At 72.1% G+C, this 15,339-nt stretch carries 13 protein-coding genes; 7 read left to right on the forward strand and 6 right to left on the reverse strand.

Annotated features, from left to right (window positions below; genetic code table 11):
• Positions 1-193 precede the first annotated feature (193 nt).
• Positions 194-1,690 carry an FUSC family protein gene (locus tag PGH47_RS05165; RefSeq protein WP_271662447.1) on the reverse strand — a complete coding sequence of 499 codons (1,497 nt, stop codon included), beginning with the start codon at positions 1,688-1,690 and terminating at the stop codon, positions 194-196.
• 195 nt (positions 1,691-1,885) lie between these two features.
• Between PGH47_RS05165 and PGH47_RS05170 the strand changes: the two genes are divergently transcribed.
• From PGH47_RS05170 to PGH47_RS05190, 5 genes are all read left to right on the forward strand, one after another.
• Positions 1,886-2,365 (forward strand): Lrp/AsnC family transcriptional regulator, encoded by a 480-nt coding sequence (locus tag PGH47_RS05170; RefSeq protein ID WP_269641895.1) that lies wholly within the window; start codon positions 1,886-1,888, stop codon positions 2,363-2,365.
• Positions 2,366-2,384: 19 nt separating this feature from the next.
• The gene (locus PGH47_RS05175; protein ID WP_271662448.1) at positions 2,385-3,080 is read left to right on the forward strand and encodes an HAD family hydrolase; all 696 of its coding nucleotides are present in this window, start codon (positions 2,385-2,387) and stop codon (positions 3,078-3,080) included.
• Between the two features lie 188 nt (positions 3,081-3,268).
• Positions 3,269-4,723 (forward strand): S8 family serine peptidase, encoded by a 1,455-nt coding sequence (locus tag PGH47_RS05180; protein ID WP_271662449.1) that lies wholly within the window; start codon positions 3,269-3,271, stop codon positions 4,721-4,723.
• Between the two features lie 199 nt (positions 4,724-4,922).
• On the forward strand, positions 4,923-7,748 hold the full coding sequence (locus PGH47_RS05185; protein WP_271662450.1) for a beta-L-arabinofuranosidase domain-containing protein: 2,826 nt from the start codon (positions 4,923-4,925) through the stop codon (positions 7,746-7,748).
• A 114-nt stretch (positions 7,749-7,862) separates the two neighbouring features.
• Positions 7,863-8,192, forward strand: a complete 330-nt coding sequence (locus PGH47_RS05190) for a TfoX/Sxy family protein (protein WP_271662451.1) — start codon at positions 7,863-7,865, stop codon at positions 8,190-8,192.
• Between the two features lie 6 nt (positions 8,193-8,198).
• On the opposite strand, the gene PGH47_RS05195 is transcribed toward PGH47_RS05190, so the two are convergent.
• Positions 8,199-8,999, reverse strand: coding sequence for a LysR family substrate-binding domain-containing protein (locus tag PGH47_RS05195; RefSeq protein ID WP_271662452.1), 801 nt, complete (start codon positions 8,997-8,999; stop codon positions 8,199-8,201).
• A 71-nt stretch (positions 9,000-9,070) separates the two neighbouring features.
• Here PGH47_RS05195 and PGH47_RS05200 point away from each other — a divergent pair, with 71 nt between their 5' ends.
• Positions 9,071-9,463: a DUF5997 family protein gene (locus PGH47_RS05200; protein ID WP_126897944.1), complete on the forward strand. Its 393-nt coding sequence runs from the start codon at positions 9,071-9,073 to the stop codon at positions 9,461-9,463.
• Positions 9,464-9,487: 24 nt separating this feature from the next.
• Here PGH47_RS05200 and PGH47_RS05205 read toward each other — a convergent pair whose 3' ends face one another.
• The gene (locus PGH47_RS05205; protein ID WP_271662453.1) at positions 9,488-10,450 is read right to left on the reverse strand and encodes a Dyp-type peroxidase; all 963 of its coding nucleotides are present in this window, start codon (positions 10,448-10,450) and stop codon (positions 9,488-9,490) included.
• Positions 10,451-10,616: 166 nt separating this feature from the next.
• On the opposite strand from PGH47_RS05205, the gene PGH47_RS05210 reads away from it, so the two are divergent.
• Complete coding sequence (locus PGH47_RS05210; protein WP_271662454.1) at positions 10,617-12,782, forward strand: TerD family protein; 2,166 nt, start codon at positions 10,617-10,619, stop codon at positions 12,780-12,782.
• A 102-nt stretch (positions 12,783-12,884) separates the two neighbouring features.
• Here PGH47_RS05210 and paaE read toward each other — a convergent pair whose 3' ends face one another.
• From paaE to paaC, 3 genes are read right to left on the reverse strand one after another with little or no spacing between them, the layout of a single operon-like run.
• A complete protein-coding gene (gene paaE / locus PGH47_RS05215) occupies positions 12,885-14,000 on the reverse strand; it encodes a 1,2-phenylacetyl-CoA epoxidase subunit PaaE (protein WP_271662455.1) in 1,116 nt (371 codons plus the stop codon).
• Complete coding sequence (gene paaD / locus PGH47_RS05220) at positions 14,001-14,510, reverse strand: 1,2-phenylacetyl-CoA epoxidase subunit PaaD (RefSeq protein WP_093745068.1); 510 nt, start codon at positions 14,508-14,510, stop codon at positions 14,001-14,003. It lies immediately after the preceding gene.
• Complete coding sequence (gene paaC / locus PGH47_RS05225; RefSeq protein ID WP_271662456.1) at positions 14,504-15,331, reverse strand: 1,2-phenylacetyl-CoA epoxidase subunit PaaC; 828 nt, start codon at positions 15,329-15,331, stop codon at positions 14,504-14,506. The genes paaD and paaC overlap by 7 nt, the downstream gene beginning before the upstream one ends.
• Positions 15,332-15,339 lie beyond the last annotated feature (8 nt).

Here is a 15,339-nt window from a genome sequence, read left to right on the forward strand (position 1 = left end):
GTCCCCTTCCGGTCGAGTGCCGTCGGGCCCGACGGTAGCAGCGGATCACCATCGGTCTAGACCAAGCTCGGGGCAGCGCCGGTCAGGTCAGCGCCCCGAAGGGGGCGCGGGGAACTGCGCGACCAGCCACGACGCACCCGCAGACACCCGACCGCCCACGACGCGCCCGCAGACGCACACTCACCGATTCCGGCTAAACCCGCGGAGCGACCAGCGGAGAACCCGACGGCGCCCGCAACGGCTGCGCAAGTTCGACCAGGGCCCGCTCCAGACCGTGCAGATGCGCCAGCGCAGGCTCCGCAGCCGCCGGCCGGTCCGCGGGAACCCCGAGGTCCGTACCGCCGGTCAGCGCCTCCACCGCGGCCTCGACCCGCCAGCACGCGGCGGCCAGCCGGGCGTCGTGCGAGGCCACGGGGTCGGCTGCGACGGCGGCCAGGCCGCGGATCTCCCGGGCGCAGTCGTCGAGCAGGGCCAGCACCCGCCGGGCGCGCCGCTTGCGGGCCGGCATCGGGTTCAGCGGGTGCACGAGCGGGGCCAGGGAGAGCCGTACGCGGCCCAGCAGCTGTTCCAGTTCGGCGACCCGGGAGGCCGGGTCGGCACTCTCGTCCCCCGCGAGGCGCGCCGCGGCCTCGGCGGTGGCCGCGTGGACGCAGCGCAGGGCGCGCTGGACCCAGGCGTCGGTGATGGCGTGCGTGGTGACGGGCAGCACGAACAGCACGGCCAGTACGGCACCGATCGCACCGACGCCGGTCTCGGCGAGCCGCAGCGCCAGCAGGCCGGGCTCCAGGACGCCGAGAAGGCCGTAGAGGAGCTCTGCGAGCAGGGTGACGCTGAGCATCATCCAGGTGTAGGAGACGGCGGCTGTGTAGAAGATCCCGAAGACGCAGACGGCGAGCAGCGCGGCCGTGGGTACCGGCGCCCCGTGCAGCGGGACGGCGACGAGCAGGCCGAGGCCGATGCCGATCAGCGTGCCGAGGACCCGGCGGAAGCCGCGGACCAGGGTCTCGCCGCGCGAGGTGGTGTTGACGAAGATCCACCAGGTGGCGCCGACCGCCCAGTACCAGCGCTGCCCGGACACCAGCTGTCCCACGATCAGGGCGAAACCCGCGCCCGCGGTGGCCTGGATCGCCTGGCGCGTGGTGACGCGGGCCAGTCCGCCGCCGCCCGGCGGTGCGGGTACGGGCGCCGGGGGCATCCGTCGCTCGTAGCACCACAGCCCGAACCGCACCGCGGCCGCGGTGAGCAGGGAGAGCAGGACGGCGGCGTAGAGCTCGGGCAGCTGCCCGGGGGTGGCGTGCAGGAACTGCGCCACGAAGAAGGTCATGAACGCGAACACGCCCAGGCTGTGTCCGCGCGGCCCCCAGCGGCGGGCGTAGACGCCGACGCCGACGACGGCGAGGAAGGCGAGGTCGCGGGCGACGGGGTGGTCGTGCAGCTCGGCCGCCGCCGCGAGGACGGGCAGGCCGACGAGCGGCAGCAGCGCGGTGGTGACCGCCTGCCCGCGGACCGTGGTGTCGGTGACGGTGAACAGGGCGAGGAGCGCGGCGAGGCCACCGGTGACGGCGCCGACGAGGGAATGTCCGGCCAGTTGGCAGACGACGACCGCGAGTCCGATGCCGAGGACGGCCCGCACGGCGAAGCGCAGCCGCGCACGCCCCGGGTCCGGCGCCACGAACACCCTCTTCAGCACTGAATACCGCCCCTTCGCATCTGCATGAAAAAGGCGCCGCGGGGATCCGCAGCGCCATCGACCGGTCCATTGCAGCATCCATGCGGAGACTGGCTCAAGTGACATCCTCTATGCTGTGCCATTGGTACAGGAATATCGGTCCCGGCGCGTCCATCAGCGGACCAACGGACCACATGCTTGGAGGACCGGGACATCATGGCCGTGGACGAGCTCGACACCCGCATCCTGCGGCTGCTGCTGGAGCAGCCGCGCACCAGCGTGCGTGAGTACGCCCGCATCCTCGGCGTCGCCCGCGGCACGCTCCAGGCCCGGCTCGACCGGCTGGAGCGGGACGGCGTGATCACCGGCACGGGGCCGACGCTCTCGCCGGCCGCGCTCGGCCATCCGGTGCTGGCGTTCGTGCACATCGAGGTCACGCAGGGCCATCTCGACGACGTCGGCGACGCACTCGCCGCCGTACCGGAGATCGTCGAGGCGTTCTCGATCACGGGCGGCGGGGATCTGCTGACCCGGGTGGTGGCCCGCGACAACGCCCACCTGGAGGACGTGATCCAGAAGCTGATCAGCCTGCCCGGCGTGGTCCGCACCCGCTCCGAGGTGGCCCTGCGCGAGCGCGTCACCCAGCGGCTGCTGCCGCTGGTGGAGTCGATCGGGCGGACGGCCGCGCGGAAATGACCTTTGACATCCTGGGCCCATGAGCGGACTCAGCGGCATGTCGGTCGTCTTCGATCTCGACGGAACCCTCGTGGACAGCGAGCCCAACTACTTCGAGGCGGGCCGTCAGGTCCTGGCCGAGCACGGGGTGCCCGACTTCACGTGGGCCGACCACGAGCGCTACGTCGGGATCAGCACCCTGGAGACGGTCACGCTCTGGAAGCGGGAGTACGGCCTGCGCGCCTCCGTCGAGGAACTCCTCGCCGCGAAGAACCGCCGCTATCTGGAGCTCGCGCGCGCCGCCACGCGCGCGTACCCGGAGATGCGCAAGTTCGTGGAGCTGCTCGCGACCGAGGGGGTCCCGATGGCCGTGGCGTCGGGTTCGTCGTTCGAGGCCATCACGGCGATCCTGGCCGGCACGGGCCTGGACGCCCAGCTGCGCACGGTCGTCTCGGCCGACGAGGTCGCCCACGGCAAGCCCGCCCCCGACGTCTTCCTGGAGGCGGCCGCCCGGCTGGGTGCCGATCCCGCCGACTGTGTGGTCGTGGAGGACGCGGCCCCGGGTGCCGCCGCGGCGCACGCGGCCGGTATGCGGTGCATCGCGGTCCCGTACGTGGCCGCGCAGGCGGACGCACCGGAGTTCGCGACGGCCGGGCTGCTGGTGCGGGGCGGACAGGCGGAGTTCACGGCACGGGCGGCGTACGACTGGCTCGTGCGGGCGGCGAACTCCGACTGACCGCCGCGTCGCCCGCCGCGTCGCCCGTCGGGCGACCGAGCCGGGCGGACTCCCTCCAACTGGACCGCCCCATAGCGCCTTTTGCCACTTTTGGCCACCGATGGGACGATTGAGAGGCAGGCGCGCTCGGCGCGCGTGACCAGCTGCCGTGACATGTGTGTCCGGGCGCCCACCTTCCGGAGGGACCCATGACCACGAGAACCCCCAGTTACGAGCAGAACGTCCCGGACACCGTGTATGGCTATGTGTCGGCGCGGTCGCAGGGCGGGGTGCCGATGACCGAGGCGGCGAACCCCACGTCCGCGCTGCCGTTCCACGCCGAGCCGGACGTCAGGGAACGGGCCGAGGAGCACGCCCGGCAGGCCGGTCTGACCGTGACGGCCGAGAGCATGCTGGGCTTCGCCGTGGCCGGGACACCGGCGGCGTTCGAGCAGCTGACCACGGGCCGGATCGTGAGCTACGAGGTCGAGCAGCGGGTCGAGATGGGCCGGCGGCGTGCCGTGACGCATCTCGACATCGTCGGCGACCGCCAGCCGGGCGCCCTCGGCATCGGGACCGCACCCGGTGAGCCGAGCATCGAGGCCGTAGCGCTGGAGGAGCCGCGCGTGCCGATGCGCCTGCTCCCGGCGACAGCGCGGCCTCCCTTGGTCGCGAGCTTCCATCTCACACTGCCCGACGACGTGTCCCGGCTGCTCAACGCGACGCCCGCGCACGAGCGGGGGCACGTGGGACGTGGCGTACGGGTCGCCATGGTGGACACCGGGCAGGCGCCGCACGCCTACTTCACGAGGCACGGCTACGACGTCACCCCGACCGTGGCGGTCGCCCCGGGGACACGTCCCGACGAGGACCCGGTGGGGCACGGCACGGGCGAGTCGGCGAACATCTTCGCCGTGGCACCCGGCGCCCGCCTCCTCCCGTACCGGGCGAGCGGCCCCAACGGCAAGCTCACCGCCGCCACGGCCGGCTTCATGAGGGCGAAGGCGGAGCGGCCGCAGGTCCTGACCAACTCCTGGGGCGGGCAGGTCGGTTTCCCGGAGGACGGACCGCTGGCGCAGACCGACCGGGTGTGGACGCTGGAGATCCTGGACGCGGTGGAGCAGGGCATCGTCGTCGTGTTCGCCGCGGGCAACGGTCACTTCTCGATCGAGCCGCAGGTGCCAGGGGTGCTGTCGGCCGGCGGGGTGTTCTCCGATCCGCAGGGCAGGTTGCGCGCGTCGGACTACACCAGCGGCTACGCCAGCCCCTGGTTCGCCGGTGTCGTCGTCCCCACGGTCTCCGGGCTCGTCGGGCTGGCGCCGCTGGCCCAGTACCTGATGCTGCCGATCCCGCCGGGCTGCTCGATCGACGTCGACGAGAGCGCGGAGGGCGACGGGACGGCGCGCGACGACGGCTGGGCGCTGTTCTCCGGCTCGTCGGCGGCGGCACCGCAGATCGCGGGAGCGGCTGCACTGCTCCTCGAGGCCCGGCCCGGGCTTCAGCCGGATCAGATCGCCGAAGCGCTGGCCATGACCGCCACCGATGTCACCACCGGCAAGAACGCCTTCGACATCCCGGCCCGCCGGGGCCCGGACGAGGCCACCGGAGCGGGCCTGGTGAACGTGAGCGCGGCGCTGGACTTCGTCCTGACGCACGATCACTAGGCCGTACGGCCCGCGGTCCGGACCTCCGTCTCCTCGATCTCGCCGGCCCGGTGCCCGAGTTCATCGCGCGGGTCCAGTACCCGAGTGCCAATCACGTCGGCACCGTTGACGCCTCCTCACCCCACGCATAGCGTCTGGTCGACCTTTCGCACACTGTTCGTAATCACGAACATGACGACCCCTGCGTGGAGGAGCACCCATGGCACCGCCCCTCTCCAGAAGATTCCTTCTCCGGACCGCCGCGCTCGCCGCGGCGGCCCCCGCGATCAGCCACACGGCAACCGGCCGGGCAGCGGCCGCCGTTCAGGAGGCGCAGGCCGTGACCGCCGTTCCGACCGCCTGGTCCGTGCAGCCGTTCGCCCTGGACGACGTGGCCCTGCGGCCCGGACTCTTCGCCGACAAGCGGCAGTTGATGCTCGATCACGCCCGGGGCTACGACGTGAACCGGCTGCTCCAGGTGTTCCGGGCCAACGCCGGCCTCGCCACGGGCGGCGCCGTCGCGCCCGGCGGCTGGGAGGGGCTGGACGGCGAGGCCAACGGCAATCTGCGCGGGCACTACACCGGGCATTTCCTGACCATGCTGGCGCAGGCCTGCGCCGGTACCGGCGAGCAGGTGTTCACCGACCGGATCGGCACCATGATCGGGGCGCTGACCGAGGTACGGGCCGCGCTGCGCGCGGACCCTGCCGTGCTGAGCGTCGCCGGCAGGTTCGGCACGGCCGCCGAGAACGTCCGCGGCTCCTACCAGTACGTCGATCTCCCCGCCGCCGTCCTCGGGGGCGCCCCGGCGATCACCCTGTCCGCCTGGGTGAAGCCCACGCACGACGCGAACTGGGCGCGGGTCTTCGACTTCGGCGACAACAACACCCGGTATCTGTACCTGGCCGCCCGCAACGCGAACGGTGTGCCGCGCTTCGCCGTCACGACCGGCGGGCCCGGCGGCGAGCAGAGCCTCGACGGCACCGCCGCACTGCCGCTCGGCCGGTGGAGCCACCTCGCCGTCACCATCGGCGGCGGCACCGGAACGCTGTACGTCAACGGGTCCGCCGTGGCCCGGAACACGGCGATGACCCTCACCCCGGCCGCGCTCGGCACCCTCGCCAACAACTGGCTCGGCCGCTCCAACTTCGCCGCCGACCCCGTCTTCGCGGGCGCCTACGACGAGTTCAACGTCTGGTCGCGCGCCCTGAGCGCCGCCGAGATCACCGAGTTGCAGGGCGCGCGGGCGGCAGATGTGTCCGCCGGGCGCGGCGACCTGGCGTCGTACGCCTTCGACGAGACCTCGGGCGGGACGTTCGCGGACGCATCCGGACGCGGCCTGGCCGCCGCCGCCCTGCGCCGGACCTGGGGCGGCCCCAGCCACCCCGGGTTCCTGGCGGCGTATCCGGAGACGCAGTTCATCGACCTGGAGTCGAGGACCACCAGCGACTACACCAAGGTGTGGGCGCCGTACTACACCGCGCACAAGATCCTCCGGGGCGTGCTGGACGCCTACCTCGCCACCGAGGACGCACGGGCCCTCGATCTCGCGTCCGGCATCTGCGACTGGATGTACTCACGCCTGTCCAAGCTGCCGGAGGCCACGCTCCAGCGCATGTGGGGGCTGTTCTCCAGCGGTGAGTTCGGCGGGATCGTGGAGGCGGTCTGCGATCTGCACTCGATCACCGGGAAGGCCGAACACCTCGCGCTGGCACGGCTGTTCGACCTCGACCGGCTCATCGACAACTGCGCCGCGGACACCGACATCCTCGACGGGCTGCACGCCAACCAGCACATACCGATCTTCACCGGGTACCTGCGGCTGTACGACGCAACCGGCGAGGCCCGCTATCTCGACGCCGCCCGCAACTTCTGGGGCATGGTCGTACCGCATCGCATGTACGGCATCGGCGGCACCAGCACCGCCGAGTTCTGGAAGGCGCGCGGCGTGATCGCGGGCACGATCAGCGACACCGACGCGGAGACGTGCTGCGCGTACAACATGCTGAAGCTGAGCCGGGCCCTGTTCTTCCACGAGCAGCGGCCGCAGTACATGGACTACTACGAGCGGGCCCTGTACAACCAGGTCCTCGGCTCCAAGCAGGACAAGGCCGACGCCGAGAAGCCGCTGGTCACGTACTTCATCGGGCTCACGCCGGGCCATGTGCGCGACTACACGCCCAAGCAGGGCACGACCTGCTGCGAGGGCACGGGCATGGAGAGCGCCACCAAGTACCAGGACTCGGTGTACTTCAAGGCCGCCGACGGCAATGCCCTGTACGTCAATCTGTACAGCCCGTCCCAACTGACCTGGGCCGAAAAGGGCGTGACGGTCACCCAGACCACGTCCTTCCCCCGCGAGCAGGGCACCACGCTCACCTTCGGCGGCGCCGGCTCGGACCTCGCCCTGCGGCTGCGGGTGCCGTCGTGGGCGACCGCCGGATTCCGGGTGACGGTCAACGGCGCTGCGGTGAGCGGCACTCCGGTGCCGGGGAGCTACTTCACGGTGTCGCGGACCTGGCGCAGCGGCGACACGGTGAAGATCTCCATGCCGTTCCGCCTCCGAGTCGAGAAGGCCCTCGACGACCGGTCCCTGCAATCGCTCTTCTACGGCCCGATCAACCTCGTCGGCCGCAACTCCACGACGAGCTACCTCCAGTTGGGCCTCTACCGCAACGCCGGCCTCTCCGGCGACCTGCTGCCCTCGCTCACCCCGGTCTCCGGCAAACCGCTCCACTTCACCCTCGGCGGCACCGAGTTCGCCCCCTTCTTCGAAGGCACGGAGGATCCCACCCACGCCTACTTCCGGCGTTCGGAACCCCGGGTGATCCTCGGCGACTCCGACTCCGGCGTGACCAACCCCGCAAAGCCCGACGGCACCACCCTGCTGGACGAGATCTGGGCCGGGGCCCCCTTCACCGGCAAGGGCGCGCTGGTCTCACGGGTGCGGTCCACGGTGAACGCCTGGGCGAGCGCGGGCCTGCTCGGCCAGGCCGACGGGCAGACGGTCATCCGTACGGCCCAGCAGGCCACGTACGCCCCCTGAGCCGCCGCGCGCCCGACGGGATCCCCGCGCCGCGCGCCCGGCGGCCGGTGCGGGGATCCTGGAGGCGGAGCCATCCGGAGCACGGGCTCACATCACCCATCGATTGAGGGCGTCATGGCGTACGACGAAGGGCTCGCCCAGCGGATCCGGGAGCGGCTCGGGGGCCGGCCGGAGATCACCGAGAAGCGGATGTTCGGCGGTATCGCGTTCCTGGCACACGGGAACATGGCCGTCGGCGTGAGCGGCGACGACCTGATGGTCCGTGTCGGTCCGGACGGCACCGATGCCGCCCTGGCCAGGCCCGGCACGCGGATCTTCGACATGACGGGCCGGCCCATGAAGGGCTGGATCCTGATCGCCGGTGACGCTCTCACGGAGGACGACGTGCTCGGGGCCTGGATCGAGGAGGGGCGTGCCTTCGCGGCGGGTCTGCCGCCGAAGTGAACCCCGCTACGACCTGCGGCGGGGCTTGCCCCGGCCGGTGCTCTTGGTTCCCTTGGCACCCTTGCCGCCCGCAGAACCGCCCCGTCGGCCGGTGCCCGACTGCCGACGTGCGCTGCCGCCTGCGTCCGGGCGTTTGCGCTTCGGCTGCTCCGGGGCGGACGGGCTCTGGGACGTCGTACGGCCCCGGGTGCTGTTGACCGTGCGGCCGCGGACGACGCCGATGAAGTCCTCGACGAGGTCGGTGGTCGCCTCCTCCGGCCAGGACAGGGCGACGCTCGACTGGGGGGCGTCGACCAGCGTCCGGTAGGTGAGGTCCTTGCGGTGGTGGAGGCGGGCCAGCGACTGGGGGACGACGAGCAGACCGACGTTCGCCGCGACCAGCTCGACGGCGTCCGCGGTGGTCGCGGGCCGCTCGAAGGCGGGCTCCCCCGGTGGCCGCTCCCAGTCGAGGACGTCGTCGAGGGGGTGGAAGACGACCTCGTCGGCCAGGTCCTCGGTGGTGACCTCCTCGACCGCCGCGATCACGTGGTCCTTGGGGACGACGACGACCGTGGTCTCGGTGTAGAGGGGGATCGCGCTGAAGAACGTACGGTCCACCGGAAGCCGTACGAAACCGGCGTCGGCCCCGCCCTCCCGGAGCAGGTCGGACGCCTCGGCCGCGGTCACCGCCTGGAGGCCGAGGGGTACGTCGGGGAAGCGCTCCTGCCAGACCCGCACCCACTTCGCGGGGGTCACGCCCGGGACGTACGCGAGCCGGAACGCCGGCGCTGCCTGCGGGGTGGGCGGGGGTGCTTCCGAGCCTGTCACCTGGCCAGGTTACCGGGCGCGGCAGACGGGCGTGGTCGGCGGGCGTTCACGCACTCGATACCCTTGAGACCATGACGTCGCACCAAAGCACCCAGACCATGAAGCCCGCGACCGCGGCGAAGAAGCTGGGTGTGTACCTCGAGGCCACCCCCGCCGAGTTCCGGGAGGGGGTCGTCACGCGCGCGGAGCTGAACACCCTCCAGGCCGACCCTCCGCAGTGGCTGCTCGACCTGCGACGCGACGGCCCGCACCCCCGCCCGGTGGTCGCGGCGAAGCTCGGCGTCTCCATCGCGGGCCTGGCCCGCGGCGGTGTCACCGAGCCCCTGACCACCGAGCAGATCGAGGCGCTGAAGCAGGAGCAGCCCGAGTGGCTGGCCAAGGAGCGCGCCACTCAGGCCGAGGTCCGCAAGGAGACGGCCCGGATCAAGAAGCGGAACGCCGAGCGCGAGGCGCAGCAGCCCTGATCCCGGCCGGGCCGTCCCGGCAGGTCAGTGCGTGTCGGCTTCCTCCAGGACCGCCTCCAGGAAGGTGGCCGACGGGCAGAAGAACAGGGTCCCGGTGACGGCCTGCGAGTAGTCGAGGATCGGGTCCGGGCCCGATTCGGGGCCGCCCACGAACATGTTGCGGAGCATGGCCTCCGGGATGTCGGGGGTCCGGGCGTAGGCGATGAAGTACGTACCGAACTCACCGTGGCCGGGCCTGCCGAACGGCATGGCGCCCCGCAGTATCTCCAGCTCCTCCCCGTCCGGACCGGTGACCGTGTTCACGTCGATGTGGGAGCCGGGCACGTCGAGCTCGATGTTGGTCAGCTTGGAGCGCCCGATCACCTTCTCCTGGGCCTCCACGGCGAGGGCCTCCCAGGCGTCGACGTCGTGCACGTACTTCTGCACGATCGCGTAGCTGCCGCCGAGGAAGGCGGGATCCTCGTCACCGACGATCGCCGCCTCGGCCGCGGCCGGGCCGACCGGGTTCTCGGTGCCGTCGACGAAGCCGAGGAGATTGCGGGAGTCGAAGTAGGCGAAGGCCAGTACCTCGTCCTGGACGGTGACCGCGCCGCGCAGCCGCTTCATGATCTCCGCCGACAGGGCGAAGCACAGATCCGTGCGGGCGGCGCGGATGTGGAAGAGCAGATCGCCCGGGGTGGCCACGGCCCGGTGCCGTGGGCCCTCCAACTCCTCGAAGGAATGCAGCTGTCGGGGACGCGGGCCCTCGAAGAGCCGGTCCCAGGCCGAGGATCCGACGCCGGCCACGCAGCACAGCCCTCCGTCCGGGCTGGGGAAGCCGACGGCTCGTACCAGACCCGCGAGCCCGGACAGCAGGTCGCGTACCGCGCTCTCGCCCCCGGGTTCGATCGTGACCACAAGGAACACCGCGACGGGTGCCGGCTGACTGAGCACCGGCTGCGGCAGCGCACCGGCCGACCGTATGGACGACGGCTTGGATGACGGCATGGTTCCCCTCTCACCCTCGTTCCCCGCCACCTAACGATGCCCGGCCGGGCCGGGAACGATACCCGGCGAATACCCGCACTTCTGGCGCGTCTGCCAGGTGAGATCGAGGGGTTCGGGCGCAAAAACCCGCATGCGAACGCTCGTACGGGTCTGGGATCATCCCGGCATGGTCCACCGCCTCGAACCCCTGGTCGTCCGGCACACCCTTCGTCTCCCCCGTCCCACCGGCCCGGCCGATGAAGGCGCCGTCGCGGCGCGGCAGTTCGACGCCGCGCTGATGTCCGTGGGCTTCAAGCTATCGGCCGAGCTGCTGGAGCGACTGTCGGGGCTCGGCGAGGGCGTGGTCGTCGACACCGCCGTGCGGACGCTGGGCACCGTGCGCGAGATGGTCGGCGACCATGTGGCGCACAACGTCTACTTCGTCGACTTCCCGGCCAACGTGCCGGACACGTACGACTTCTGGATGCGCTGCATCGCCGGGGCACTCGCCGACGACGAGGCGCGGGACAGCGTCCTGGAGCAGTTGGGCGAAGGGGTCGTCGACCTGCTGACCCTGCCGTCGTACGGCCGCTATCAGCACACGTACGCCGAGATGCTCGGCCACCACGACGAGCTGATCGCGGCGGCCGGCGACCGGATCACGGTCCTGCACCTCGGCGGCGACCCGGACGAGGAAGTCGGCGCCCTGTACCTGGCGTTGGCGGGCAGCAGCACGCCGCTGGGCGAGGAGGCGCTGGGTGACCTCGACAAGCTGGCCCGGGTGTGCGTGGACGGGCCGCAGCCCGAGTCGATCCCGGTCCGGGAGAACCGTGCCGTGCTCAACCGGGCCCGGCTGCGGGCCGGTGCGCAGCCGCTGCTGGACACGGTCACCGATGTGCTGCGGCTGGCCTGCGCGTTGTCGGACGGCGATGTGACCCTGGTCGGACCGACCCGGTTCCGGAAGCTGTCGCGGCCGCTGCGCCGCGCCCTGCTTGCGGGCCTGGACTCGGTGGTCGCGGCCTCGCCGGACAAGCTCGCGGACGTCCGCGCCCATCGCGAGGCGTGGAAGCGGCTGGGCGAGCGGCTGCACCCGCACGAGTACCCGCGGTGGCCGCACGCCTCCGACGTGTTCGCGGTCGCGCGCGGGGAGAAGCGGGCGCCCTCCTTCGACAGCCGGGTCGAGGAACTGCTCGGCATGCACGACGTCACCGGCGCGGCGAAGGTGCTGAAGTCCGCGCCGGGCAAGCTCTTCCGCGCGCTGGACCGGCTGTTGCGCATGGCGCTCGACCAGGAGGAGCGGGACTCGGTGGTGGCCGCCGCCGAGGAGGTCGTGGGCGATGTCTCCGGGCGGGTCCTGCTGTCCGTCCGCGAGCACCTGGCCAACCGCGCGCAGGACACGGGCGAGACCCGCGTGTTCGTGAACCGGCTCGGCCGGGCCTGGGTCACCGAGGACGAGCGTCCGCCGGTGCTGCCGCCCGAGCGGGAGCGGCTGATCGCCGTACTGGACGAGGAGTTGCGCCGTCGGCTGCCGGACCCGGGCCATCTGCTGATCGACCCGGACGCCCTGGACGTCGCGCTGCCGCTCAGCGGCAGGGCGGCCCCGGCGGGGCTCGGCGTGCTGCCCCGCGGTTCGGTGTCGCTCGTGGACGGTGAGCTGCTGCGCTTCTTCGTGTACTGGAAGCAGGCCGCCCACCGCACCGACTACGACCTGTCGGCGCTGATGCTGGACGCCGACTTCGCGACGGTCTGCTGGCTGGCGTACACCAACCTCAAGGACCTCGAGGGCGAGCACTCCGGTGACATCACCGAAGCACCCGACGGCGCCTCGGAGTTCATCGACCTGCGCCTCGGCGCCGTGCGCGGGGAGTACATCGTCCCGCAGGTCAACATCTTCGCCGGGGAGGGCTTCGAGGAGGTCGACGAGTCGTTCTTCGGGTTCATGCTGCGGGACGCGGAGCAGCGGGGCCGCCCGTTCGAGCCGCGTACCGTGCGCATGAAGTCCGGGCTTCGCGGACCGGGCCGGGTCGCGCTGCCGCTCGCGTTCCGGCGCGGATCCGACGGGCGGTGGCGTGCCAAGTGGCTGCACCTGTACCTGAGGGGGGCGCCGGCGGCCAACCGGGTCGAGGGCAACCGGGTGTCGGTGGCGACGCTGCTGCGCGGCATCGTGGAGCGCGAGCAGTTGACGGTGCGCTACCTGACGGGCCTGATGGACGCCACGACGACGACCGTCTGGGACGGCGGCACGATCCCGGAGGGACCGGTCACCTACATCGGCCTTCAGCGGCCCGAGGGGCTGCACCCCGGGTCGCGGATCGTCGTGCCCGAAAATCTGCGCGACCTGATCCCGGAGTGACTGTTAGAGTCGGCCGTGGCGAGGCCATGAAGGGACTTCCTTCTCAAATCCTTCTTGAAATAGTCCTTTCGCTTTCCTCGCCACTCAACTCTTCCCGACGGCTCAGCTGTCGTAGTCGACCGTCAGTGTCTCGGACACCGGGTACGACTGGCAGGTCAGCACATAGCCCGCGTCGACCTCGGCCGGCTCCAGCGCGAAGTTGCGCCGCATGTCCGCCTTGCCGTCGGTGACCAGGGCCCGGCAGGTGCCGCAGACGCCGCCCTTGCAGGCGAACGGCAGGTCCGGACGGGTGCGTTGGGCTCCGTCGAGGATGCTGCGCTCCCTCGACAGGGCCGCGGTCGTGGAGCGGCCGTCGAGGGTGATGGTGACCTGACTGACGGGCCCTTGCGGCCCCGCCTCCTCGTGGTGCACCTCCCGCACGGGCTCGTCGTCGGCGAAGAACAGCTCCTGGTGCACCCGCTCGCCGGGCACTCCGAGGTCCGCCAGCACGCTCTGCGCGTCCCGGACCATGCCGTGCGGTCCGCACAGCCACCAGTGATCGGCGGTGGTCACGTCGACCAGCGCCTCGACGAGGGTCGCGAGCCGCTCGGCGTCGATCCGGCCGGAGAGCACCTCGGCCTCGCGGGGCTCGCGGGAGAGCACGTGGGCGAGCTGGAACCGGGTCGGGTGCAGGTCCTTCAGGTCGGCGAGGTCGTCGGCGAACATCACCGTGTCGCTGCGGCGGTTGCCGTAGAACAGGGTGACCGTCGAGCGGGAGTCGGCGGCCAGCACGGACTCGGCGATGGACATCATGGGCGTGATACCGGAGCCCGCGGCGATCAGCACGTGGTGGCCGGGTGTGCTCAGGTCGGGAGTGAAGGCGCCGGTGGGCGCCATGACCTCGACGGTGTCGCCGGGGCGTACGTCCTCGACCAGCCAGGACGAGAACAGCCCGCCGGGCACGACCCGCACGCCGATGCGGGGGCTCGAACCCACCGGCGAGCAGATCGAGTACGAACGTCGTTCGTCGCGCCCGTCGATCTCGCGCCGCAGCGTCAGCGACTGGCCCGGTTCGAAGGCGAACTCCTCGGCCAGTTCCGCCGGGATGTCGAAGCCGACGGCGACCGCGTCCGCGCACAGTGGCTGGACCGCGGCCACGCGCAGCCGGTGGAAGGCCGGACGGCGGCGGATGCGCGGGCGCGGACCGGCGGCCGTCCGTGCTTCGGTGACGCCTTCCATTCAGATCTCCTTGACGTACTCGAACGGCTCGCGGCAGGCCCGGCAGCGCCACAGCGCCTTGCAGGAGGTGGCCGCGAAGCGGGAGGTCTCCTCGGTGTCCCCCGAGCCGCAGCGCGGGCAGGTCACCGCGTGCCGGGTGGGCGACAGCACGAGCGCGACGGGGCCGCCGCGCGGAGCGGGGCCGGGCGGGGCGATGCCGTGCTCGGTGAGCTTGCGGCGGCCGGCCGGGGTGATCCAGTCGCTGGTCCACGGCGGATCGAGGACCGTACGGATCTCCACGCGCGCGTACCCCGCGTCTCGCAGCCGCGCCGCGACGTCCGCCCGCATCTCGGCCATGGCCGGGCAGCCGGAGTAGGTCGGGGTGAGGCTCGCAACCACCGTGCCGTCCTCGGTCAGCGCCACGTCCCGCAGGACGCCCAGGTCGGCCAGGGTGAGCATGGGCAGCTCGGGGTCCGGCACGGTCGCGGCGATGTGCCGGGCGCGGCGGGCGTCGAGCAGGGTCGTCACCATGTCGCCTCCGGGTGGGCGCGGGCGACGCCCTGCAACTCGGCGAGCAGCGGGGCGAGATGCTCGGTGTGCTCGCCGTCGCGGCCGGCGCCGGGCAGCGGACGGTACACCGGCATGGGCAGTCCGGCCGCCGCGGTGACCTGGCGGATGTCCGCGACCACCTCGTCGCGCACGTCGTAGGCCGTGAACAGCTCCCCGATGTAGGGGGCGACCTGCTCCTGGGCCCGGCGCATCCGGCGGTGGGACTCCTCCGTGCCGTCGCCGAGGCGTACGGCCCACTCCGCGGCGTACTGCCGGTGGTAGGCCAGCTCCTTGACGCCCTTCGCGGCGATGGCCGCGAGCACGGGGTCGGGGTGGGAGGCCAGCCGCTCGAAGTGGGCGAGGCGCCAGCTGGACAGCACCAGCAGCCGCACGATCGAGAACGCGAAGTCGCCGCAGGGCAGTTCGGCCAGGCGTACGTTGCGGAAGTCGGCGGCGTCGCGGAAGTAGGCGTAGGCATCCTCGTCGCGGCCGGTGCCGTCGGCCTGGCCGGCGCGGGAGTACAGCAGGCGGGCCTGGCCGAGCAGGTCGAGGCCGATGTTGGCGAGCGCCACCTCCTCCTCCAGCTCGGGCGCGCGGGTGATCCACTCCGCGAGGCGCTGGGCCGAGACCAGCGCGTCGTCGGCCAGCGCGACGCAGACGGCGGCCAGTGCGGCGGCGTCGATGCCCTCGGGGACGGTGGTGTCCACGCCGTGCAGCGGGTCCTCGAAGCCGGTGCCGTAGGCCCAGCGGGTGTCGTCCTCGTGTCCCTCGGCGAGGGTCATGTAGACGTGGTCGTCACTCATGCCCTCTC

Source organism: Streptomyces sp. HUAS 31 (assembly GCF_028198125.1).
Lineage (GTDB): Bacteria > Actinomycetota > Actinomycetes > Streptomycetales > Streptomycetaceae > Streptomyces > Streptomyces chartreusis.